At 67.8% G+C, this 20,365-nt stretch carries 24 protein-coding genes; 15 read left to right on the top strand and 9 right to left on the bottom strand.

The window, feature by feature from the left end; translation table 11 throughout:
• Positions 1-71: 71 nt before the first annotated feature.
• From BJ987_RS37015 to BJ987_RS36970, 10 genes are all read left to right on the top strand, one after another.
• The gene (locus tag BJ987_RS37015; RefSeq protein ID WP_209899855.1) at positions 72-290 is read left to right on the top strand and encodes a hypothetical protein; all 219 of its coding nucleotides are present in this window, start codon (positions 72-74) and stop codon (positions 288-290) included.
• Positions 290-556: a hypothetical protein gene (locus BJ987_RS37010; RefSeq protein WP_209899852.1), complete on the top strand. Its 267-nt coding sequence runs from the start codon at positions 290-292 to the stop codon at positions 554-556. The genes BJ987_RS37015 and BJ987_RS37010 overlap by 1 nt, the downstream gene beginning before the upstream one ends.
• Entirely contained in the window at positions 553-783 is a 231-nt protein-coding gene (locus BJ987_RS37005; RefSeq protein WP_209899849.1) for a hypothetical protein, read from the top strand. Before BJ987_RS37010 ends, BJ987_RS37005 begins: the two co-directional genes overlap by 4 nt.
• A complete protein-coding gene (locus BJ987_RS37000) occupies positions 780-1,109 on the top strand; it encodes a WhiB family transcriptional regulator (protein WP_209899846.1) in 330 nt (109 codons plus the stop codon). Before BJ987_RS37005 ends, BJ987_RS37000 begins: the two co-directional genes overlap by 4 nt.
• Entirely contained in the window at positions 1,094-2,974 is a 1,881-nt protein-coding gene (locus BJ987_RS36995) for a type IV secretory system conjugative DNA transfer family protein (protein WP_245367878.1), read from the top strand. The genes BJ987_RS37000 and BJ987_RS36995 overlap by 16 nt, the downstream gene beginning before the upstream one ends.
• Positions 2,971-3,756 (top strand): DUF4913 domain-containing protein, encoded by a 786-nt coding sequence (locus tag BJ987_RS36990; RefSeq protein ID WP_209899843.1) that lies wholly within the window; start codon positions 2,971-2,973, stop codon positions 3,754-3,756. Before BJ987_RS36995 ends, BJ987_RS36990 begins: the two co-directional genes overlap by 4 nt.
• Positions 3,753-6,725, top strand: coding sequence for a hypothetical protein (locus tag BJ987_RS36985; RefSeq protein WP_209899840.1), 2,973 nt, complete (start codon positions 3,753-3,755; stop codon positions 6,723-6,725). Before BJ987_RS36990 ends, BJ987_RS36985 begins: the two co-directional genes overlap by 4 nt.
• A complete protein-coding gene (locus BJ987_RS36980) occupies positions 6,722-9,244 on the top strand; it encodes a hypothetical protein (protein WP_209899837.1) in 2,523 nt (840 codons plus the stop codon). Before BJ987_RS36985 ends, BJ987_RS36980 begins: the two co-directional genes overlap by 4 nt.
• Positions 9,241-9,549 (top strand): hypothetical protein, encoded by a 309-nt coding sequence (locus BJ987_RS36975; protein ID WP_209899834.1) that lies wholly within the window; start codon positions 9,241-9,243, stop codon positions 9,547-9,549. The genes BJ987_RS36980 and BJ987_RS36975 overlap by 4 nt, the downstream gene beginning before the upstream one ends.
• Positions 9,550-10,127: 578 nt before the next feature.
• Positions 10,128-10,562: a hypothetical protein gene (locus BJ987_RS36970; RefSeq protein WP_209899830.1), complete on the top strand. Its 435-nt coding sequence runs from the start codon at positions 10,128-10,130 to the stop codon at positions 10,560-10,562.
• A gap of 20 nt (positions 10,563-10,582) precedes the next feature.
• On the opposite strand, the gene BJ987_RS36965 is transcribed toward BJ987_RS36970, so the two are convergent.
• Both BJ987_RS36965 and BJ987_RS36960 read right to left on the bottom strand, forming a co-directional pair.
• Positions 10,583-10,852 carry a hypothetical protein gene (locus BJ987_RS36965; protein WP_209899827.1) on the bottom strand — a complete coding sequence of 90 codons (270 nt, stop codon included), beginning with the start codon at positions 10,850-10,852 and terminating at the stop codon, positions 10,583-10,585.
• A gap of 47 nt (positions 10,853-10,899) precedes the next feature.
• Positions 10,900-11,136 (bottom strand): hypothetical protein, encoded by a 237-nt coding sequence (locus tag BJ987_RS36960; protein ID WP_209899825.1) that lies wholly within the window; start codon positions 11,134-11,136, stop codon positions 10,900-10,902.
• A 346-nt stretch (positions 11,137-11,482) separates the two neighbouring features.
• On the opposite strand from BJ987_RS36960, the gene BJ987_RS36955 reads away from it, so the two are divergent.
• Positions 11,483-11,656: a hypothetical protein gene (locus tag BJ987_RS36955; RefSeq protein ID WP_209899822.1), complete on the top strand. Its 174-nt coding sequence runs from the start codon at positions 11,483-11,485 to the stop codon at positions 11,654-11,656.
• Between the two features lie 44 nt (positions 11,657-11,700).
• Here BJ987_RS36955 and BJ987_RS36950 read toward each other — a convergent pair whose 3' ends face one another.
• Positions 11,701-11,895 carry a DUF6011 domain-containing protein gene (locus tag BJ987_RS36950; protein WP_209899819.1) on the bottom strand — a complete coding sequence of 65 codons (195 nt, stop codon included), beginning with the start codon at positions 11,893-11,895 and terminating at the stop codon, positions 11,701-11,703.
• A 244-nt stretch (positions 11,896-12,139) separates the two neighbouring features.
• Positions 12,140-12,367, bottom strand: coding sequence for a hypothetical protein (locus tag BJ987_RS36945; protein WP_209899816.1), 228 nt, complete (start codon positions 12,365-12,367; stop codon positions 12,140-12,142).
• On the opposite strand from BJ987_RS36945, the gene BJ987_RS36940 reads away from it, so the two are divergent.
• Positions 12,366-12,947 (top strand): hypothetical protein, encoded by a 582-nt coding sequence (locus tag BJ987_RS36940; RefSeq protein ID WP_209899813.1) that lies wholly within the window; start codon positions 12,366-12,368, stop codon positions 12,945-12,947. The two genes, BJ987_RS36945 and BJ987_RS36940, sit on opposite strands and share 2 nt — an antisense overlap.
• Before the next feature lie 824 nt (positions 12,948-13,771).
• On the opposite strand, the gene BJ987_RS36935 is transcribed toward BJ987_RS36940, so the two are convergent.
• Complete coding sequence (locus tag BJ987_RS36935) at positions 13,772-13,909, bottom strand: hypothetical protein (protein WP_209899810.1); 138 nt, start codon at positions 13,907-13,909, stop codon at positions 13,772-13,774.
• Between the two features lie 1,113 nt (positions 13,910-15,022).
• Here BJ987_RS36935 and BJ987_RS36930 point away from each other — a divergent pair.
• The 3 genes from BJ987_RS36930 to BJ987_RS36920 are packed head-to-tail and all read left to right on the top strand — an operon-like array spanning position 15,023 to position 17,043.
• Positions 15,023-15,652, top strand: coding sequence for a recombinase family protein (locus BJ987_RS36930; protein WP_209899808.1), 630 nt, complete (start codon positions 15,023-15,025; stop codon positions 15,650-15,652).
• Positions 15,653-15,661: 9 nt separating this feature from the next.
• Positions 15,662-16,021: a helix-turn-helix domain-containing protein gene (locus tag BJ987_RS36925; RefSeq protein ID WP_209899805.1), complete on the top strand. Its 360-nt coding sequence runs from the start codon at positions 15,662-15,664 to the stop codon at positions 16,019-16,021.
• Positions 16,018-17,043 carry a DNA adenine methylase gene (locus BJ987_RS36920; RefSeq protein ID WP_245367877.1) on the top strand — a complete coding sequence of 342 codons (1,026 nt, stop codon included), beginning with the start codon at positions 16,018-16,020 and terminating at the stop codon, positions 17,041-17,043. Before BJ987_RS36925 ends, BJ987_RS36920 begins: the two co-directional genes overlap by 4 nt.
• 114 nt (positions 17,044-17,157) lie before the next feature.
• Here the strand turns inward: BJ987_RS36920 and BJ987_RS36915 are convergent, their stop codons facing one another.
• The 4 genes from BJ987_RS36915 to BJ987_RS36900 form a co-directional block, all read right to left on the bottom strand.
• On the bottom strand, positions 17,158-17,544 hold the full coding sequence (locus tag BJ987_RS36915; RefSeq protein WP_209899802.1) for a hypothetical protein: 387 nt from the start codon (positions 17,542-17,544) through the stop codon (positions 17,158-17,160).
• A complete protein-coding gene (locus BJ987_RS36910; protein WP_209899798.1) occupies positions 17,541-17,849 on the bottom strand; it encodes a hypothetical protein in 309 nt (102 codons plus the stop codon). The genes BJ987_RS36915 and BJ987_RS36910 overlap by 4 nt, the downstream gene beginning before the upstream one ends.
• A gap of 344 nt (positions 17,850-18,193) precedes the next feature.
• Positions 18,194-19,804 (bottom strand): DNA cytosine methyltransferase, encoded by a 1,611-nt coding sequence (locus BJ987_RS36905; RefSeq protein WP_209899795.1) that lies wholly within the window; start codon positions 19,802-19,804, stop codon positions 18,194-18,196.
• On the bottom strand, positions 19,801-20,365 hold a 565-nt coding region (locus tag BJ987_RS36900), incomplete at its 5' end, for a DUF5131 family protein (protein ID WP_209899792.1). The genes BJ987_RS36905 and BJ987_RS36900, both read right to left, overlap by 4 nt.

Here is a 20,365-nt window from a genome sequence, read left to right as displayed (position 1 = left end):
ATTGATTACCAATGACTACTCTGCTGTACTGAGAGATAGGTATCAGTAGGTGTGAGTAGTAAGGACATGTCGTGACATCTGAAACCCCCGAAGACGCGATCCGGTTGGCGGCAGCGGCCGCACTGGTGCGCATGCACCCGCGGACCCTTCGCCGCTGGATTGACCAGGACAAGCTCAACGGCTGGCGGAATCGAGCCAACAACTACGTCTACGTCAGCCGCAGCCAGGTTCTGGCTGTCGCGGGATTCGCGCCCATCGAGGCCGAGGCCGAGTGCGAGGGGGCGGCGTGATGACTGCCCACCTGCCCCACCTGCCGCTGTACGGCCGCGCGAAGCGTCTCGCCGATGAGGTTGAACGTCTGGCCGCCGAGCTGCGAGAGGCGCGGTTCCTGCTGGATCAGGCGATCGACCGCGAATCCATGTATGCCGGCGCGCCCTGCATGGAGCAGCTGACCACCGCCGCCGTGATCGAGCGCATGGGCACACCCCGCGCCCGACACCCGATGGCGGCCGCCGAGATGACCGCTACTGCTTTCGGATCGGCGGTCAGGTCATGAGCGCCCGCGAGCGTGAGGTCGTCATGGTCGTGCCGGTCGGCACCGCTGGCGCGATCCTCGCCTTCCTGGCGCTGATCGTGGTGATCGCTGTCGGTGCCCTGCTCCTCGTGGGAGCGGCGTACCCGAACACCGAGTACTCGACGGTGCCGAGCACTCGGACGCCGGGTCCCTGCGCTCCGTTCTGCCTGCGCCCCACCACAACCCAGGCCCCGGGTGGTGCGCGATGAGCTGCACCACCTTGCCGGATCCGGCGATCTACCCCGATCGGGGCTGCCGCCGGGTGGATCAGTCGCTGTTCTTCGCGCACGGTTCCGTCGCCGATCTGGTGGCCGGGGCGCAGCAGTGGTGCTTGGACTGCCCGCGGATGGTCGCCTGCGCGGCCTGGGCGCTGCCGCTGGCGGCCTCCGGTGAGCTGCACACCTGCGTCGTCGCCTCGGTGCGGCTGCCGCGTCACCCCGACTCCGAGCGCGGCCGCGCCGCCCTCACTCAGCTGGCTGTCATCTCCGGCGCCCGGCCCGACACGAAGGAGGCGCTGGCATGGATCGCCGCGTGAAACAGCCCAATCAACAGAGTGACCTGAGCGAGTGGAAAGAGCTGATCGGGGCCAGCGCCGCGATCGGCCTGGCCGAGTCGGTCGGCATGAGCATGCGAGTCGGTGAGCGGCTCTACAGCTCCGCCCCGGATCCGGATGTGCCCTGGAACCCGATCTCGCTCGTGATCGGGCTCGGTAGCGGCGATCTGGCCTGGACCGCTGCTTCCTCGTGGGGTGCGGCGACGCTGCTGGCCGGGACCGCCGGTGCGGCCGCCGGGTCGGTGTGGGCTTGGCGCGCCGGGTGCCGGGCTTGCCAGCGCGTGAGCGGAAAACTGGCCTCCCGCAAGCAGGTTCGGGCCGAGGCGGTCGACGCGCAGGCCCAATACATGGCCCACGGCCACGAGTTGGCCGACCTGTCCAGGGATGCGGTCCTGGGCAAGGCCCGCGAGCTGAAGGTGGTGCTGCGCACCGAGGACGCACCCGGTGTGCTGGTCGCTCGCGCCGTGCAGGACGGGCGCGAGATCTACGCCAGCTACGAAGATCTGCATCTCGACATCTGGGGTCCACGCAGCGGCAAGTCGACCTCGCGCGTGATCCCGGCGGTCATGGAAGCCCCCGGCGCGGTCGTGGCGACCAGCAACAAGCGCGATGTCGTCGACGCGACCCGCACCTCTCGCAGCCGTATCGGTGAGGTGCATGTGTTCGATCCGCAGCAGGTCGCTGAGGAGCCGTGCGGCTGGTACTGGGACCCGATCGCGTGGGTCGCCGGATCCGATGGCGGTGCGGGCGCTCAGGAGCGCGCAGCGGAGCTGGCGGGCTACTTCGCCGCCTCCGAGGACGGAGAGGCCAAGGGCGACAACTTCTTTCCCCAGGAGGGAGAGGACCTGCTGGCCGGGCTTTTCCTGGCGGCGGCGGTCGCGAAACGCCCGATCACCGATGTCTACGAGTGGGTGACCACGCCTTCGGACCGCGAGCCGATCGACATCCTGTCCGGCGGTGAGTTCGATTTGATCGCGGCCGGGCTCTCGGATCAGTACAACGCCGCCGACAAGCAGCGCAGCGGCGTCTTCAGCACCGCGAAGAAGCAGGCTTCCTGCTTGCGGTATGTGCGGATCCGGCCGTGGGTCACCCCGCCGGCCAAAGGCGAAGCGCCCCGCAAGTCGTTCGATGTCGATGAGTTCATCCGTTCGCGCGGCACCCTGTATCCGCTCTCGGAGGAGGGCAAAGGCAGCGCTGGGCCGCTGGTGACCGCGTTGTGCGCGGCGGTCGCTGATGCGGGCAAGCGTGAGGGTCGTCGCCACCCGGGCGGCCGGTTGCCGGTTCCGCCGCTGTTCGTGCTGGATGAGGCCGCCAACATCGTGCGGTGGCCGGATCTGCCCAAGCAGTACAGCCATTTCGGTTCGCGCGGCATCGTCGTGCTCACGATCTTGCAGTCGTGGGCTCAGGGTGTGCGGTGCTGGGGCGAGTCGGGGATGCGGGCGTTGCTGTCCGCCACCAACGTCTTGACGCTCGGCGCGGGTCTGAAGGACACCTCGTTTCTGAAGGACATGTCCGAGTTGGTGGGTTCGCACTACGAGCTGTCCACCTCGACCAGTGTCAGCCGCGGCGCCACTGGCGGCGGCACCAGCCGGTCCACCAGCACGAGCCGGACCACTGAGATCACCCTCGCCCCCAGCGATCTGGCGGCCCTGCCCAAGGGCCGGGTGCTGGTGTTCGTGAGCGGGCACCGCGCCACCCTCGCCCAGGCCGTGCCGTGGTTCGAGCGGCCCTACGCCGCCGAGATCGCGGCCGCGCTCGATGAACTCACCCACTCCGCTCCCGCCGGCCGCCCGCGTCTGCGCGTGGTGCCGACCTGGGGCACCGACGCCGAAGGACAGACCGCATGAGCGACAACGGAAACGGCACCGAACCCACCACCGCGCCTGCACAGGATGCCGCTGTCGCGGTCGCGCCGCAGATGGATCTGGGCGAGCTGCTGGGCGAGGCGATCCGCAAGGCCGTCACCGGGCAGATCAACGCGCAGGCCAAGGACATCGCCGCCGGTGTGGTCGGCGAGATGCTCACCAAAGAGGTCATCGCGGGCATGCGCGTGACCGCCGAGATCGAGGCCGAACGCGCCCTGAACTCGGGTCCGACCGCCGAGCCCGAACCCGAACCCGAGCCTGAGCCCGTCCCGGCGCCGGAAGAGGAGCCTGCTCCCCGGGAGCTGAAGTACGCGTCGGTCAAGGAGTTCGTCGAGGACTACATCGCCGTGATCTATCGCCGCGATGTCGGTTCTCGGCTGAAGCAGTGCTGGTGCCCGAAGTGGTGGCTGCACGGCGAGACGATCGGCAGGTTCGAGGCGCTGCACGTCGCGTTCGAGTCCCTGCGCCACGGTGAGGAGACCGAGCTCGCGGCGTGGTGGCTGACCTATCTGGACCCGATGATGGACCGGATCCTCGACAAGGAAGAAGGCCCGTTCAAGTATTGCTCGCCTGAAAACGGACACGTCGCCAGGCTGACGCCGTTGCCGGTGGTGGAAGCACCGGCGGACCTGTTCAAAGAGCACGACGACGAGCACGACGGCGAGCAGGTCGGCACCCTCTCGCAGATCGAGGTCCCGCCGGGGCCGCTCGCGCAGCGCCGCGTGATCCATGGTGTGTGGGAGCCGCCGGAGGACCGCGAATGAGCGCCCCGGCTTCGCAGTCTCGCGCGCGTACGCGCGGACGCGCTGGCGCGCGCGAAGAGGATCGTAGCCCGAGATCCTGGGCTCGGGTCACCGCCGCCCTGGAAGAGGCCGTAGGGCCAGGTCAGCGCGCTGGCGAGTGGACCAAGTACTGCTGTCCGGTCCACGAGAACGATGGCCGCGACCATAGCCCCTCGCTGATCGCCAAGTACCTCGCCGATGTCGGGCGCACCAAGGTCGAATGCCGGGCGGGCTGCGACGACCGCCAAGTCCTGGCCCAGCTCGGCCTCGGCGTGGGCGACCTCTACGACAAGCCCTCGCGTGGGCGCGGCCGCCGTCAGCGCAGCACCGCACCCGCGCGCGAGCTCAGCCGCGCCGACCGCGCGATCGAGGCCCTGGATCTGCCGCCGAAGAACGCGAAAAAGAGCCTCGGTGAGCGGGTTTCAGTGTGGCGGACCGTCGACACCTACACCTACTGCGATGCCGATGGCGACGTCGTCGGTGAGGTCGTGCGCAGGGAAGCGCGGTTCGAGCGCGGCCGCGGCAAGACCTTCACCCAGCGCGCCTGGGATCCCAGAGAAAGCCGCTGGCACGACACGGGTTTCGCGAAGGTCCCGTACCGGCTGCCCGAGGTGCGGGCCGCGATTGAAGCCGGTCTGCCGGTCTATGTGGTCGAGGGCGAGAAGGACGTCGAGTCCGGGCGCCGAGCCGGTCTGATCGCCACCACCAACGCCGGCGGCGGGCTCGGCTGGACCGACGAGCACAGCCAGTACCTGCGCGGAGCCAAGCTGCTGGTCATCGTCACCGATCGCGACGCCACCGGAATGCGGCGCGCCGACCGGATCCGCACCAGCACCGAAGGCCTGGTCGACCGGGTGCGGGTCGTGTGCGCCGCGACCGGCAAGGACCTGACCGATCACCTCGCTGCGGGCCACGAGGTCGCCGACATGGCACCCATCCCGCACCTGGACCCCTACGCCCCGATCTCCACTCCGGAATCGGTTGTCCCCCAGTCCCTTTCTCCCGGGCCTGGAGGCCCGGCCGTCTCCTCCGGAGGTCCCCTCATGGCTGACGCCACCACCATCCACCACGACGACAGCGTTGATCACGTCTCCAGTGCGTGGGCCGCGTTCATGAAGCTGCTGCTGCAATACATGCTCGCCGCCGTCGCCCGCGATGTCGCCGCGCGCCGCGCCGCCGCCGAGGCCGCCGCCAACCAGGACGCCGCCGACAAGGCCCGCGCTGCTGCGGAATTGGCCGCTGAGCGCACTGCCGCCGAGACGCGGATCCGCAAGCTGCGCGAAGATGGGCTGGACAAGGCTTCGCGCTCCGAGATCGCCCAGGCCGTGGCCGAAGCGGCCGCGTGGGCACCCGAGTCCGATATCGCGGCCGGAGCGCTGATCGAGCTGAAAGCGGTTGTGTATCAGCGTTTCAGCATCGAGATCGACGCCTTCACCGGCCAGGTCGTCACCGCTGGCGCGGACTCGTCGCCGGAGCTGGCGGCCACGCTGCGCGACCGCGCCGTGGACGAGGCGTCGGCGGCGCGGGTCCGTGACGCCCAACGCCGCATGATCGAGCTGGTCGCGCGAGAGGAGATCGACCAGTCCACGCGTGAGGCGCTCTACGCCGAAATCGAGCACTGGCGCACCAACCCGACGCCGGCGGGCCTGACCAACCTGTCGAAGAAGCTGGCCGATAAGGGCCTCAAAGAGCAGACGGTCACCCGGATCCGGTTCATCGGTGCCTACCTCGGCATCCCGGGCCAGGAGATCAGCGACGACGAGGTGGGCACCGTGTCGCCGGTCAGGGCGACCAAGGAACTGCGCAAGCTCTCCGAGTGCCTGGTCGACCCGGCCGAGGAGGCCAAGCCCGGTATCGACCGGCTGTTCGAGTCCTATCAGGACCGCCTGAAGTCCGGTAACCCGCAGCTGATCAGCAGCGTCAGGGCGCGCCTGGACGCGGCGCTGAAGATCCTCACCCCGGAGGATCAGGCCAAGGCAAAGGCGCGCGGCAACGACATCCGCAAACACCCGACCAAGACGTTCGCGCCGCTGTGGCCCGATCACGTCGACCGCGACGAGCTGGCCACCTCGGTGCGGATGCTCGCGGTCCTGGCGCCCCAGGCCGACGCGGCGGCGGTGCGCGCCAACGCCGTCGACGACACCACCGCCGCCGGGATGCGCAAGCAGATCGCCCGCCACCACAAGGCCATCACCCGCGCCATCACCGAGGGCAAGGGGCTGCACGAGCTGGAGCGAGACCAACTCGCGGCGGTGCTGCGAGATGTGGAGGCGGGCAAACCCACGACACCGGAGCTGCTTTTCGCTGATGACCGGTCTGCGGCCGCCGTCGACGCGGACCGGGCGGCGCGGATGGCGCAGATTTCGGCCCAGACCAGCCGCCGCCAGGTCGAGAAGATCCTCGACACCAACGCTGTACCCAGCGGCACTCTCTACCGCACCCGCAACGACCTGACGCGAGTGATGGACACCCAGACCGCGCTCGCCGCCGGTCAGGCCAGCTTGGGCGATTACGAGCGCACCGGCGTGGACGCCCGGCTGCGGGCCAGCCTGTCCGCCGCCGGAGTCAATCGCCCGTTGCGCGATCAGGTGCAGGCGCAGCTGTACACCTCCGCCGGTGAGGCCGCCAGCATGGGCAAGCAGGCCCACCGGATAGCCCAGCGGTGGGAGGAACGCCGCCAAGCGGTCGTGGCGGCGCGGTCCCCGCAGACTCCCGCCTACGACAGCCCCGAGCGAGGCGCAGCGTTCGCGGCCACCCTCGCCGAAGCCGGGCTGGACGCAGACGAGATCGCCCAGCGCTTGGCCGCCGCCGCCGGCCGCGCGAAACCGGTTGCGGCGATGGGCCGGATCCCCGACAGTGCGCGCCGCAGTGCGCCGGGTGCGGGTGTGCAGCACATCCACCACCGGCGCGGCAAGGGCCAGGGTCGCGACGAGGACGGCGTGGGCAGATGACCACCACCGAAGAGAGCCCCGCATACCGCGACGAGTACGCGTGGGGCCTGGCCCCACCCGGTCTGAAGACCCGCCGCCAGCTGCGGGCGATGGGCAAAAGCCCCGGCCGATCCGTGGTCGCCCTGATGGTCGGCAAATTCCGGGGCCGCCGCGTGGTGGCGCGACTGTTCGACCCCCAGCAGGCCCCCGCCAAGCGTGTCCCGAGCCCGGCCCAGCTCGCCGCGATCCGCAAGGCCACCCACGAGCACCAGCTCCGCGCCGCCGAACGCCGCGGCGTCTCCCGAGAAGAACTCACCACCGTTGGTGACCCCGGTCCCACCTGGGACCACAACCCCGAGAAAGAAGGAAACACGATGTCGGACAACACAACCCAGCACGCGGCCACGCACACAGATCCCGGCCTGGAGACGCTCCACCTCTACGCCAACCAGCTCGAGCGCGCGCTTTTCCAGGCGCACGACGAGGCCGCGCACACAGACCATGACCTGGAGGGCATCCACGCCTACGCCCACCAGCTCGAGGACGCGCTTTTCCAGGCGCACAACGAGGCCGCGACCTGGACCCAGATCGCCGAGGACGGCACCACCGTGGAGACCGAACCCGACCCCGCCGCCCAGGAGAAAGTGGCGCGACACGAGGAAATGCTCGACGAGCACCTGCGCCAGCACCGCGCGGTCCTGGCCAGCGAGGGGCGCTGGCGGTCCTACTACGAGGCCATCGACCGCAACCCGGAACCGGCCGCCGCCGAACCGCCCCAGCCCCAGGGCCTGGGCCAGCGCATGGCGTATCTGTGTGCGGTGGTCGCGACCAATCAAGCTCGGGACAGGGACACCTGGATCGCCGAACGCGCCGAAGAGGCCTCCGCGGCCGGACTTGACGCAATGGACAAGCTGCTGGCCGAGACCCAGCAGCGTCAAACCCGCGCCGAGTACGCCTTGCAGGCGACCCCGGCCGACAACCAGTGGGCACGAGTAGGCGCGCTCGCGGATGCGCTGCTGTGGCAGCAGAGTTCGACCATCGCCGCTGAACACCTCGAGGAGCTGACCCGCTCCTACGCCGAAGAGTGGGGCGTGCTGATCGACGCCGAAACCCTCACAGTAAGTCTCGATCCCAACTTCGACGCGATCGAAGCGCAAAACAAGGTCGAAGCCTGGCGGCTGTGGGACCGGGAAGCCAACGTACTCAACGCGATCGAGATCATGCCCCTGACCGGCCCCGCCAAAGCCACCGTCATGAAGGCCATCGAGACCTGGCGTGGCCAGGTCGACTCCGACAACCCCCGCGCACACCTCGACGACGAGGCCACACGCCGCGAACAACTGACCCTGGATCTGGCCGAGGCCGGCATCGGAGCCAGCGACCGGCAACACATCGAATTCGTCGTCGACTACTTGCGTGGACGCACCGAGGGCCACGATCTGCTCGATACCCGGGCGATGGTCGATCCCGGCATCGAGACCCGCGGTCGCGTGCCCCGGCTGCTGGAGATGTTCGCGACCACCCCGAAGTCCGCGCCGATACTCACCGAGGAGATCTCGGTCATGTCCCCGGTCGATCAGGATCGCGTGCGCCAGGTCGGCAAGGAGATCGCCCGCGGGCAGGGCGTGAGTTTCCGCGTGTGGCCCGACCACATCGACCGCTACGGCATCAGCGCGAAACTCATGGACTACATGGCCGAGGTCGACGAGCTGCGCTCCGCCGCCGGCCAGCTCGCCGAAAGCGAGCCCGACTCCAACCAGCAGCTGGGGGTCGGAGATGAGATCGAGCAGCATATCGACCACCTGGCCCGCGAACGCGAAGAGCTGCGTAAGACGTTGCGCGGCGGCAAGGGCCTGATTCCGGAGGAGCGCGTCCAGGTACTGGCCACTCTCGAGGACATCGACGCCGGCCGGATCTGGGGTGGCGGTGAGATGCCGGAGCTGCTGTTCGCCGACGAGCGCAGCAAAGCCGACCGCGACAAAACTCGTTATGAGGACATCGCCAGCGAGTTCGCCACCGCCCAGCACGAGGCCCTCGACGAAGCGATCACCGCCACCGGTGCGGTGAAGCGCAACAGCCGCGAGGCCGGGGAGCTGGGGATGGCCCGGCTGGCAATCAACGCCACCCTCTACACCGTCGCCAGCGGCGTCGGTGGCAAGGCCGCCGAGATCGAGCGCGGGCACTACGCCAAACGCCGGGCACGGTTCGTGCGTGCGCTCACCAGCGCAGGTGTCGACGAACAGGACGCGACACGGATCCGAGGCATGGTCGACGATCAAGCGCGCGAGGCCGGAAAGCTCGGACAGGCCGCCGGATCGCGGGCCCAGCAGTGGCAGGAGAAGACGACACGCCTGGTGGCGACCCGCAACGACGTCGCCGCCCAGCATCGCGCGGCCGCCTCGGGCCGCGCCGCCCGCCCCGAGCGCACTGTCGGCCGCGATCAGGCCGCCTTGCGCACCGAGGCCCCAGCCCACGCGCAGGTTCGGGCGCGGGCGACCAGCCGCCGACGCCAGCTGGAATCCCCGGAGGTCGGACGATGACCGACGAGACGGTGGACCTCTACGTGATCGCCCGCATGGACGCCGCGTGCGCGGTGGCGGATCTGTTTCAGTGCGAGCTGTACTACTCCGCAGAAGACGGCACGGCCGCAGGACGCACCATCGAGGGCTGGTGGGAATCGGTGGCTACCGAACCTCCCGCGCCGGTCACCCTCGACGCCCTCGATGCCGCGCTCACCACCAGCGGATACCGCCGCACCACCGGATGGCGCAAGCGAGTGACCGCCGCCGGAGCGGTGAGGTTCTTCGCTGACGCCTCGATCCAGATCGAGGACTTGATCCGATAGACGCCCCCCTGCGGAGAGCAGTCTGCCCCGGCACGCCGTATGCGCCGGGGCAGACTGCTGTCCGGAGGGAAACCGCTCCAGATGGGTCAGTGTCCCGCGCTCTATGGTGTCCCGCGCTTTGTCCCGCCCACACTCCCCTTCTTACCCACGTATGCCTCTCCCCTCATCCCTCCCCTATATGCCCCCTGACCAACATTTCCTCCCATAGCCCTCCCCCCTTCTACTCACCTCACCCCCATCAAGCAGACCTCTTGCATCCAGGGCCAGATTTCCAAGGAATACCGTCCGGACGAAAATATTTCGCTGTTGACGAGGCCCGCCACACCTTCTGCACCTACGGGTGCTCTACCAGGTAATTTCGTCCGACGAAAAAGGCGTAGCCTCGAATCGTGGCCTCGATCTGCCCGCGCTGCGGCGCACCCGCCGAGTCGGCCCCGGGACGCGGACGGCGACGGAAGTGGTGTTCGGATACCTGCCGCCGGCGGGCTTCGGAAGAACGCCAAGCGGCCCGGCGCCAGGGCGCGCCAGTCGAAGTTCGCGAGCTGATCCGCGAAAGAATCATCGAACGCTCACGCCCGATGACACCGGACGGCGCGGTCGAACGCGTGCTGCACAGCGACGAGGCGACACTGAGACTGCTGCGCGTGCTGGCCCACCGGATGACCCACGATCCTCCCCAGGACAGCACCGCCCGCTTTCACCACAGCAAGTACCTGCCGCCGATCCACGACCTGTGGCAGGCCTACCACGAAGCCGACTCCGGGCGACTCGTCCCGCCGCCACCGGTGGAACAGACCGCCGCGGCTGCACCCCCGCCGGCGGGCCGCGCGACCGCACACAAAGAGGCCACCGCATTGGTCCTCAGTTCCCCGCGCTCGCTACGCGAAGTGCTGACGACTCTCGCCGATCAAGCGCGCAGCGGCGAGCTGGCTCGCGGCGAGCATGCGGGCACAGTCGCTGCCGCCCGGGATCTGCTCCAAGCGCTCATCGCCAACCGAATTCTGCATCTCTGAGTGCTGTATTCGCGCACCGATCAGGGGCCGAGAATGGCCCGGATCTGGTCGGCAGCGCGACGTGCGACGTCCAGGCCGAGGATCGCGACCGGCTCGTCAGCGCCATCAAACCACGAGGGACCCACGGTAAACGGTGCGCCGGTCAGCGCGACCCCGATCGTGCCGAGGTCGCAGATGATCGCGTCACCGCTGATCGGATCCGAAACCACTTCGACGATGATGTACTGCCGACGAATGCGGTTGTAGTCATCGGAACTCACGATCAAACACAGCATTCCGCCGGGCAGCACGCTGCCAGACGGGGCATGCCACACCTCGCCGAACCGGGGAACCGCCATCAGCGCGCCGAACGGCGCGCGGCGAGCAGAGCTGCACTCACTGCACTCGCCCGGTCAGGCGTGTGGCCGGCGGCGTTGAGAGCCGCGCTATCGGCGGCCAGACGGCGCTGCATGTCATCGCGGCGCACCAATGCGGCCAGGTAGGCGGACTGATTGATGCCGTCCTCCTGGGCGCGACGCGCGAGGATGTCGAGCGTGTCCTCATCGAAGGACACCGAGGTCTTCCGTGCAGCCATACCGCCAACGATACCGCCGCACGGCGGTATCGATGCGCTTCCCAAGTTCCTATGTCGACCGGGTGACCGGGTGGTCGCAGTCGGGCCGCATCGGCGGGGTGTGCACCACGTAGCCGCACTTGATGCAGGTATGGAGCCGGTGCGATCCACCCACTGCCTGGCAGGCCAGCGACCCTACAAGCACCTTCCCGGCGCCGAACGGATGTCCACCCGGGCACGCCACCGGCGCCGGTTCAGCCCACCCTCCGCCACGAACTCGGTACAGCCGCCCAGGGTCCACAACCCGTCCGTCGATCTCGTAGACCGGCTCCCACGATTCGCACATACGTGCGATTATCCTCGGTCCATGGTGAAAGTAGGCGACAAGGTGACCCTCGGGGCGGGTGGCGTCAGCATCTTCGAAGTGCTCGCGATCGAGGGCGAGAGCGCGCGCATCGAGTCGGTGCTCGATGCGCCGGGTCGCTACCCGTTCAGCATGCCGATCAGGTTTCTCGTACCGGCTGAAGACAGGGACGCCTGACCTGCCGCGCTCGCTATATGGCTTCGGGTTGCCGACTGCATCAATCAGGCGGCCGCGACGTCGAACAGCGTGAGTTCGCGAGGCTGTCGCGCTGCGGCGTCGCGCTGCTCAGCGCGTTCCCGGATCGCGCATGTCGGCCCGATACCGGCCAGCACGGATTCCGCTGACACCAGCCAGCCGTGACAGCGGCGGCAGTGTGCGACGAGTCGGACTTCGGGTCTGTCGTCGGTGTCGGCCATGTTGGTCTCTCTTCCGGCCAAGCGGTGGATCTTCCCGCAGCGTGACATACGGGTCCGACATCGAGCCCCGGCGCAGATTGTGGATGTACCCCTACGGGAGATAGGACCCTGGGCGGCGCAGTGCCACGAAATGCGGCCCTGACCGGGTGTTCTGTGCCTGCGTGGTGTGACGATCAAGCAGCAACAGGCACTGACACACCGACAGCCATAGGGACTGACACACGGAGTAATCAGCGGACCGACCTCACGCCGACCTGTCGGTGGTCGGTTCTATGCTGCGAACCAGCGGCAGGACGCGCACGCCGCTCGCCATTTCCCGCCGGGTGCCCACGCTCACCTGGTGCCAGGCCAAGGCTCCCCGATCGGCGCGGGCCCGCGAAGTCACCACCGCAGTGCGATTACTGCTGCGCTCGCCGTGACCGTCGATACCCGCCTGGCGGGGTTCGTGGGATCCCGTGAGAGAGGTAGCCATGACGAAATCCGGCAACAACGGCCCCAAGTCACGGGCCCGCGCCCGGCAGAACCGGGACCAGACCACCTACACCCAAGCCGCCCGCGGCGATGCCCCGACACCGCCGGCCGGACCGCGCATCACCGTCACCAGCCTGAGCTTCGGCCCCGCCGACCCGGTGCCGTGGGACGCCCCGCGCAGCTGGCGCTGCTACCACTGCGCCGCGACCGGCACCGACACCGCCGGGGTATCGGCCGGCAGGTATGTCCTGCCGGATGGGGTCACCTACGTGCGAGATTCCTGCCCGGCCTGTGCGCCTGAGGCCAACACCTCGGTGGGATTGCAGGCGGCGGGATTGCAGCGCGGCCGCGCACTCGCGCAGGCGGTACGCGCCGGTGAGCTCGACGCCGACCGCGCCGACTTCTACCGCTGTTCGGTATGCGGGAGCGCGTGGCGGATCAGTGCACGGGTAGCACTGCCGTGCCATCCGCTCTACGACTCTTCCACCGATCTGTACGAGCACCCCTGCCCGGACTGCGTCGCCTCGCTTCCCGGCGCGGAGCTGGGCCAGGCTCACCAGCGCCGGGCTCAGCAGCTCTGACGGGGCCTGCCGTAGGAGGTTCAGCAGCCGACCTGGAAGGGAAAGCAGCCGCTTCCTCCCGGGGGCGTGGTGGATGTCGCCGACACGACCGGCGGCGAGGGCGCCGAAGATCGCGACCGCGCCGACAGCGAGGAACCCCAGCTGGGACGAGGAACTCCCGCGTGACCTGCGTGAATGCGCACGCACGGGCCTTCCATTACGTAGATGCGCGCGTACTTGGTGAGAAGCCATAGCCACGAAGTATGACGGTGGCCACCGACAGAGTTGCGTTCGATCTTGTTGCGCGACAGAAGATTCCGGCTATCGGTATGGATCGACCTGGCATGTCCAGATCGGCGCACGCGCGCGGTAGGCGACAACCGCGACGAACCCTACGTCCCTCCGCCGGCGAATGGGTCGAGGAGTTTTTGAATTTCACAAACGGCTCAAAAGCAACCCCTTGATAGCTGGGATGTATAACAAACTGAGCGTTATGGCCCGGAATAACCCCCACGAACTGGGCGCATCACTCCCATAGCTGCACCGGAGGACCTGGCAGGTGTGATTCAGGGCACACATGCCAAGTGACGTGAGTCACAGATACGAAGTGTCTTAGGTGGTGTCCGGTATACGAACGAGATACCTTTGACTCGCGACACCAGCGACAAAGTCGACTTGCGCGACTAGTCGCGGCACTCGCATCAGAAACCAGAGAACCCGGCGGGATCGCGAGTCCCATCCGGGTTTCTGGGCATAGTGTGCGGCTAGGAAATCAAGGCCCATGCCGCACGCGTCGCTGCCGACGCCAGCCGGACGATCATCACTGCCCGGCTGGCGTCAGCTTCTCAGAAGAGAAACTTGCTGAGCTCCAGCGCGAACAGTCCGATCGCACTACCGTCGACGGCCACCTCCCTCCAACCGTCGTTCCACCACCGGTAGAACTTCACGATCATCGAGACGTCATCCGACCCGTGGTCATCCACGCGCCCTCCTGGATAGCTCACCACCCACAAGGGTGGGTTCACGGGCTTGTTCCCGATCCCGCGGGCACCGAGAAAGCCGAGGAGCTGCACCAGGATTCGAAAGCGCGAAGCGATCGAATCGGACGAGTACGGAGTTTAGTGCAGTTGCCCGACGGACCTGTTCGCTGAGCGAACACATTCGACACAACTCCGAGTCGCGTCATGCGAGCCTCCAGGCGGAAGTCGAGTGCCGCCCTCTTAAGATCAACGACGATTTCTGCCAGCAGCCACAGGTCAGCAGCATATTTGCCTGATTCGCACTGACGACGACGGCCGAACTGCGGCGTTCCGAGGTTCACGCGACGTTCGGCGCGGAGAAACAGGAACTGCGGACTCGATGAGCGCGCGCAACCGTTTCGATGCACGGCAAACGTGAGTACGACTCATGTTTGCCGTGACTCTGTACTTCACTGAGGCTGGGCTCGACGCCGTCGGACCGTGACCTATCGGCCTGCTCTACCGAGTCGATTGGGGCCAGACATCAGTCGGAAGCGGTCAATGTCGAGCCACAAGATCGGCCACCGACCGTCGCGACGCCGCCGCCATCTGCCGCGTGAGTGTCGAGAATCGATGGATTTCCAATACTTGAGCCTGCCGGTCGGCGGCGTCGAGCAGAATCGGTGCGATGTCCGGCGAGAAGTGCGAGTGTGACTGCGGGCAACAGCCGGACGCGTCCCGCACGGCGGCTCAGCGCCGCCCTGGAGTCTTTGCTCAGTCGCGCGCGTAGCGCGACGATCCTCATACTTGTCTGTGCGCCAGCAGCGGCGCTCACCCTCCCGGCCATTGCATGATTCTGATGGACATCGCAAATGCAGGTTGCGCAGCATCCCTAGGCAAGTCGTACCACCTCGTTGGACTTAGCCAGAGTCCGCAAACGAGACACCGAAGTTGCCCCGCCAACCCATAGGCAAGCTGTTCGAGAATCGATCGTCTGCCGAACGCCGAACACGCCTTCGAGCATCGAGACGCGAACAGGCGCTTCCCGATCGCAAATCGTTCGGAAACCCGTTCGTTTTGAGGTAAGCTCAAGTTCAGTTTACGAACACGTTTTACGAACGATCGGGAGGGTTCTGTATGGCACTTGTCGGATTGGTGCGAGTGAGCACGAGCAAGCAGGAGACCCAGCGTCAGCACGACGACCTCGACGGCATCTGCGTGAAGGTGTTCGAGGAGAAGGTCAGCGGCAAGCTGCGCGTCGCCGATCGCCCCGGCCTGCAAGCCGCACTGGAGTACATGCGAAGCGGCGACATGCTCACCGTGCAGGAAGCCGACCGACTCGGCCGCAACCTGCTCGAAGGACTGATCGTGCTCAACGATCTGTTCCAGCAGGGCATCTCGGTGAAAGTCCTCAAAGGCATCGCCGCCGGAGAACACACCGAACGCAGCCTGATCCTCGATCTGGCCCTCGCGCTGGCCGAAGACCGACGCCGCGACATCGCCCGCAAGACCCGCGACGGCCTCGAGTCCGCCCGGCGCCAGGGCCGAACCGGCGGCCGGCCCCGGGTCGTCGACGCCGACAAGCGCCGAGCCATCCTTGCCCGCCGCGCCGAGGGGCAGTCGCTGCGGGAAATCTCCCGCGGCGTCGGGGTCAGCCTCGCCGTGGTCCACGCCGAGGTGAAAGCCACCGAACATCTCGGGGAGGTGCCCGACGATGTCGGTCCGGTCCCCGAGGCCAGCAACGCACCCGGCCCGGACGCCGCGTAGGAGCCGACGATGACCAAAAGCGCCCAAGACCTCACCCGCCGTGCGACCGAGCCGGACGGCGAGTGGCAGAGATTCGGTGCTCGCCTGCGCGCGCTACGCCACCAAGCGCGCAAGTCGCAGGACGACATTGCCGCGGCGTTGACGATCCCACGTAGCGCGGTATCCGAACTCGAACGCGGAAACCGAAAGCTCTACAGCAGCGAGCTCGCCCGCCTGGCCCGCTTCTACGGAGTCTCCGCCGATGAGATTCTCGACCTTCCCGTCGAAACCAGCGCGCTGCTCGGGGTCGACTTGCACCCGGCCGACTACCGCACGGTGCTGACTTACGCCGAATACCTGCGCTATCGACACGCCTGCGAGCAGAGATGACCCGAAAGAACGCCCAGGAAATCACGCACGAAACCGAAACGCTGCGCTCCCCGGTGCCGTTCTACGGCAGCAAGGCCCGGCTGGCGGGGCAGATCGTGGCGATGCTGCCGCCGCACGCGCACTATCTCGAGCCGTGCGCGGGCTCGCTGTCGGTGCTGCTGGCCAAACCGCCGGCGCGGATGGAGACGGTCAACGATCTCGACGGTGACCTGATGACGTTTTGGCGGGTGCTGCGGGACCGACCGGCGGATCTCGAACGTGTGTGCGCGTTGACCCCGTACGCACGCGGCGAGCATCGCGCCGCGGTTCTCGGCGACGGGCTGGACGAGTTGGAGCGGGCCCGCCGGGTGTGGGTGAAACTCACCCAGGGGCGCAGCGGATCGCTGCGTGTGACTGGGTGGCGGCATGCACGCAACGCCGAGGGCCGGTTCCGCGGGCCCGCACGCCTGGGCACCTCTCTGGACCGGATCGCCCCTGCCGCGCACCGGCTGCGCCAGGTCGGCCTGGAATGCCGTCCCGCAGTGGATCTGCTGCGCGACTACGGCACCGGCCCCCGCGCCGACCGGACGCTGATCTACCTCGACCCGCCCTACTTGGGCTCCACACGTACCCGCAACTACCGGGTCGAAGCGACCACGGCGGCCGCGCACATCGAACTCGCCGAACACGCGCGGGCATGCTCGGCGACGGTTGTGGTGTCGGGCTATCCGTGCGAGCTCTACGACCGCGAGCTGTACCCGGACTGGTACCGCTACGAACTGCACGCCTACACCACCCAAGGCAACGGGGACCACGACCGCACCGAAGTCCTGTGGTCCAACCGGCCTCTGCGCCAGCAACTTCCACTCACCGACAGCCCAGAGTTTCGTGACATCCGGGCATCAGAGCGAACTGGATGTCACGAAACTCGATGCGCCGAACCCTCGTGCGCGAAGGTCATCACCCAACCCCGAACCGGCCGGCCCCGGCGATACTGCGGCGCGACCTGCCGCCAACGCGCACGACGGAGCCGAGCGAGCTGACCGCTGAAAAATCGACATCCAGCCTGCGACTACTGACCCAACGAGACCGTCTCACCCGCACTGCCCCTGAGCGCAAAGGTATGTAGATGATTCGCGGGTTGGCGGTTGGGTGTCCTACCGGTCGAACCCATCCCAGATCGGCGGATGCTGGTGCAGCCCGAGTTGCTCGGGAGGCTCGGGGCGCTCCGGAATCGGCGGTGCTGGTAGATCCGGTGTGGACAGCACGGTCGGGTGCAGCCGGTCGTCCAACCAGTTTCGGTAGGACGCCAGCGCGACCTCGTAGGTGATGCCGAGTTCATGCCAGGCGCCGCGCAGACTTTGGTGTGCGAGTTCGCTGGCCTCGGCCAATTGCGGGCGGCTGGCGCGCGGGACGGCGGGCAGGCGGGTGTCGAGACGTTCGAGGCGTTCCCAGATCAGCAGCAGCTCACTCTGCTTCGGGACTCCACGCATCCGCTTGAGCCGGGCCTCGATGTCGGCGTACTCCCTGCCCAGCCCGCTCATGCCTGGTCCTGAGTGGCAGGCAGCACCGTCTCGCGTTCTTCATCGGTGAGGTTGCGCCACCAGACCGCGCCCCATGGATGGTTGCGGTGATCGAGCCACACCCCTGCTTGGGTCTCCCGCAGCAGGACCGCCCGGATCACGCTGCGCTCGGGCTCCGCGGTCGCGCCGGCGTCGAACTCGTCGAGCTTGGTTTGACGCACAGTGTTGGCCCACCCCAGTTGCTCGGCGGTCCCGGTCAGCTCCGGCCAGCCCGCGGCGCGAGCCCTGGCGGTGTTGTGCGCGTTGATCGCGTCGTACTTCCCCATCCAATGATGGTGCGCCGCAGCCGACCTCCCTGCACCCCCTTCAACTCCGACGAACTTTGTCAGTTCGGGTTCCACCTTGCCCCCGTCCTGGGTTTTCAAGACCACCCCCGGTCCAGGAACGCAGAGCGGGGGTGGTCTTGAAAATCGTGAGCCTGCGAACGAAAAGGACGGGGGCAAGGCAGAACCCGCAGGCGGGTACCTGTTTGGAGGGTGGATTACCCCCTGGGCTATCTACTGGATCAGCCCCTGGATTACCTACCGGATTACCCCCTGGACCCAGCCCCTCCGCTAATCCAGGGGATGGTCCAGGGGGTAATCCAGGGGCTGGATCCGCCGGGGCCGAGTTAAGCGATCGCTTCTGGCGTGTGGAGCACGGCGCGCAGCCGGGATCCGATCCAGGTCCCCACGGACGGGCTGACGGCGTTGCCGAACCCGTCGCACTGATCCCGCGCCGATCCCCAGACGATGAACGCGCCCTCGTGCCCGGGGAAGGTGGTGTCGAATCCGCATCCCCGCCCGACCTCGTTCGGGCCGAGCATCCGGAAGAAGCAGTCCTCGACCGGCAAGTCCGCCAGTGCCGCTGTGCATTCCGCGGTGAGCAGACCGGGGATCTGCTCGGAGGTCACGGTCGGCATCGGCTCGGTGCCCAGGGTCGGAAGAGTGTTCTTGCGGAACGGCACCACTCCCGACAGCAGGCTCAAGGTTTCCGAGGCCAGCGCTGTCGGCATCGGTGAGCTCACCGGGCGCGGGGCGCCCTGGTAGTTGTTCACCGCCGCGAACAGCAGCGCCAGCTCGTGGGTGGAGGTGACGGTGTCCATGGGCCGGATCAGGGGCTTGCCGTCGCCGTTGTGGCGGTGCGCGGCGAACACCGCGCCGGCGGCCAGCAGCGCGGTCTCCTGCTGGCTGGTCTGGGTGGCCATCGGCTGCACCAGGCGGCGCTCGGTTCCGTGGATCCCCTTGGCGGGCAGCAGGATCGCCGGGAACTCGGCGAAGCGGGCGCGGCAGCGTTCGATCCGGGCCATCGTCGTCGGCTTCAACGGCCTGGTGCGGTCCCCGATCCGGGTGCCGGGGTTGGTGAGGTCCAGGGCGTGCAGCGACGGGGTCATCGGCGGGACGACTTCGCGGCGGCAGCGCGGGCACCGGTAGTTGTACTGGGTTCCGTAGCGCACTGCCCCGGACAGCGGCACTCCGGTCTTCCACGACCAGACCGCCTCCACGTCGTCGTCGCAGCGGTCACACCGTGACAGCGGCCGGTGATCCAGGTCCGGGGTCGGCAGATGCCGGTCCCAGAACGCGACGTAGAGCCGGTCTCTGCTCTGCGGGACACCGAAGAACTGCGAGTTCAAACGCAGTTCTTGGTATCGGTAGCCCAGGATCTCGAACTGCTTCAGCCACCACCGGTAGGTGGAGCCGTCCCCGATCTTGGCCTTGCCCGGGATCGCCGGACCCCACGACACCAGCTCCGTTGTGCACTCGACGAGGATCAGCCGCGGGTGATGGCGCGCGGCGTAGTGCAGCACGCAATTCGCGGTGGCCCGGTCCCGTTCCGAACGCGTAACGCGCGCATCGAATTCGGGGTCCTCGAGATCGAACAGGCTTACCTGCTGCTTGTATGCCTTCTTGGTGTTGGCCTGCGAATGGTTCACGCACGAGACCCCCGCGGCGAGCAGATCAGCCGCGGGCAGGTCCCTGGCGGAGTGGTAGTCCGAGGATTCCGGGTCGACGAGATCGGCGATCCAGTGCTCGGCGTCCGGATGGTTGCGCTCGTGGACGCTGGTTTTGTACTCGTTGTGGTTCGCGGCCAGGATCGTGGTGAACCCAGCGCCCTCGATCCCCCGGGTCAGCCCGCCGAACCCAGAGAACAGGTCGACCGCGACCAGATCGTCGTGACGGAAGCGCCGCCGCCGCACCGCAGGACGGTGTACCGCGGTACGAGTGCGTACAGGGGCGCTCACGGCTGGTCCTTGACGACGGGAGCGACAGTCGGCATCTGATCCCAGGTCCGCCCGTCGAGGGTTCGCCCGTTCTGTTTGGGTGTACGCCCGCCCCACTGCTTGAAGAAGAATGCCGCGCCAGCGTCGAGGCACTGCTCGCGTAAGGCCTGCACCCAGTGCGGGTGCATCGGCCGCGAGTTCGTCCCGGACTCACCGCCGACGATGACCCAGTCCAGCGCGGGCGTGGGTGCCCACCGGCTACACGCGCCGCCGCAACCGCATTCGTAGGCGTCCCCGTCGTCGGGCCAGCGGCAGCCGCAACCGTCCGGGCAGGGGTGCGGGAAGAGATGCCAGCGCAGATCGACCGGCCCGAGCAGCGGCTCGCACGACAGGAATCGCACCGCCGCAGGGATCCGGTTCAGCTCCGGGATGCGCAGATCCGCGGTGGCCTGGTCCTCTACCGACACCCCGAACCAGACGTTCGGCGGGAAGGTCAGGCCCTGCTCGGCCATCCGGCGTGCGCGCCGGGGGCGTTTGGTCAGTACCTGGTAGGTGTGCTGCGGGGTCGAGGCCATCACCTCG

Source organism: Nocardia goodfellowii (assembly GCF_017875645.1).
Lineage (GTDB): Bacteria > Actinomycetota > Actinomycetes > Mycobacteriales > Mycobacteriaceae > Nocardia > Nocardia goodfellowii.
Note: the sequence above shows the minus strand (reverse complement) of the source record. Positions and strands in the feature narration are given on the sequence as shown.

What these genes read in the sequence shown, in the direction of transcription:
- BJ987_RS36930 (WP_209899808.1), top strand. Translation starts at nt 15,023, where the DNA reads ATGGCACTTGTCGGATTGGTGCGAGTGAGCACGAGCAAGCAGGAGACC.
- BJ987_RS36945 (WP_209899816.1), bottom strand. Translation starts at nt 12,367, where the DNA reads ATGGCTACCTCTCTCACGGGATCCCACGAACCCCGCCAGGCGGGTATC.
- BJ987_RS36925 (WP_209899805.1), top strand. Translation starts at nt 15,662, where the DNA reads ATGACCAAAAGCGCCCAAGACCTCACCCGCCGTGCGACCGAGCCGGAC.
- BJ987_RS36940 (WP_209899813.1), top strand. Translation starts at nt 12,366, where the DNA reads ATGACGAAATCCGGCAACAACGGCCCCAAGTCACGGGCCCGCGCCCGG.
- BJ987_RS36975 (WP_209899834.1), top strand. Translation starts at nt 9,241, where the DNA reads ATGACCGACGAGACGGTGGACCTCTACGTGATCGCCCGCATGGACGCC.
- BJ987_RS37005 (WP_209899849.1), top strand. Translation starts at nt 553, where the DNA reads ATGAGCGCCCGCGAGCGTGAGGTCGTCATGGTCGTGCCGGTCGGCACC.
- BJ987_RS36955 (WP_209899822.1), top strand. Translation starts at nt 11,483, where the DNA reads ATGGTGAAAGTAGGCGACAAGGTGACCCTCGGGGCGGGTGGCGTCAGC.
- BJ987_RS36950 (WP_209899819.1), bottom strand. Translation starts at nt 11,895, where the DNA reads ATGGCCGACACCGACGACAGACCCGAAGTCCGACTCGTCGCACACTGC.
- BJ987_RS36990 (WP_209899843.1), top strand. Translation starts at nt 2,971, where the DNA reads ATGAGCGACAACGGAAACGGCACCGAACCCACCACCGCGCCTGCACAG.
- BJ987_RS36995 (WP_245367878.1), top strand. Translation starts at nt 1,094, where the DNA reads ATGGATCGCCGCGTGAAACAGCCCAATCAACAGAGTGACCTGAGCGAG.
- BJ987_RS37000 (WP_209899846.1), top strand. Translation starts at nt 780, where the DNA reads ATGAGCTGCACCACCTTGCCGGATCCGGCGATCTACCCCGATCGGGGC.
- BJ987_RS36970 (WP_209899830.1), top strand. Translation starts at nt 10,128, where the DNA reads ATGACACCGGACGGCGCGGTCGAACGCGTGCTGCACAGCGACGAGGCG.
- BJ987_RS36980 (WP_209899837.1), top strand. Translation starts at nt 6,722, where the DNA reads ATGACCACCACCGAAGAGAGCCCCGCATACCGCGACGAGTACGCGTGG.
- BJ987_RS36960 (WP_209899825.1), bottom strand. Translation starts at nt 11,136, where the DNA reads ATGGCTGCACGGAAGACCTCGGTGTCCTTCGATGAGGACACGCTCGAC.
- BJ987_RS36910 (WP_209899798.1), bottom strand. Translation starts at nt 17,849, where the DNA reads ATGGGGAAGTACGACGCGATCAACGCGCACAACACCGCCAGGGCTCGC.
- BJ987_RS36915 (WP_209899802.1), bottom strand. Translation starts at nt 17,544, where the DNA reads ATGAGCGGGCTGGGCAGGGAGTACGCCGACATCGAGGCCCGGCTCAAG.
- BJ987_RS36920 (WP_245367877.1), top strand. Translation starts at nt 16,018, where the DNA reads ATGACCCGAAAGAACGCCCAGGAAATCACGCACGAAACCGAAACGCTG.
- BJ987_RS37010 (WP_209899852.1), top strand. Translation starts at nt 290, where the DNA reads ATGACTGCCCACCTGCCCCACCTGCCGCTGTACGGCCGCGCGAAGCGT.
- BJ987_RS36985 (WP_209899840.1), top strand. Translation starts at nt 3,753, where the DNA reads ATGAGCGCCCCGGCTTCGCAGTCTCGCGCGCGTACGCGCGGACGCGCT.